The organism is Vibrio sp. 2033 (assembly GCF_033339735.1).
Window position 1 is genome coordinate 1 of sequence record NZ_JAWOVC010000584.1, and the last position, 591, is coordinate 591.

Below are 591 nucleotides of genomic sequence, written 5' to 3' on the forward strand. Positions count from 1 at the left end.
TGCAGCCATGATGCCTTTGCGCACTTCAAGATTATCCAACAAAGGCATTGCCGTATTCATCCATACGCCACCAGCGCCTTGTGGTGATTGGTTGAATCCCCAATACTTTTGGATATAACCTTTTTTGTAAACATCAGTGTTCGTTTTATCGTGCCAAAAGCTTGGTAGCACCATTTCAAAGTAATCGAGATTGCCTTTTTCGAAGTGCTTCATCGCAATGTCAGGATCGCGAATAACTGTGATACGCACTTTCTCTACGTTATAACGGTTCTTGTAGTAACGATTGTTGTAGCCCCACCAATCTTCACCAACATGCTTAAAGGTAACACTTTTCCCTTTTTTAACCTTATCTAGGTAGTATGGTGCTGCCGTTGGTTCAGCTTTGAAGTTGAATTTACGTACAAAGTTATCCGGCATGCCATCGTTGTTTTCATCCTTCTCACCTTTGAAAAAGTGTTTTGGACGAGGTTGGAAGCCATTGCTTGGCATATTAATCATGACCATCAGAGAATCATGACTCTGTGCAACCGCTAAATTAACACGGATGGTGTAATCATCAATTTTTTCCACGCTAACAATGCTGTTGGTAAA

General features: G+C 41.3%; 1 protein-coding gene. It reads right to left on the reverse strand.

Translation table 11 applies throughout. The annotated features are described in order from the left end of the window. Positions 1-591, reverse strand: a 591-nt coding sequence (locus R7P74_RS27910) for an ABC transporter substrate-binding protein (RefSeq protein ID WP_318123921.1), incomplete at both ends; no start/stop codon positions are given.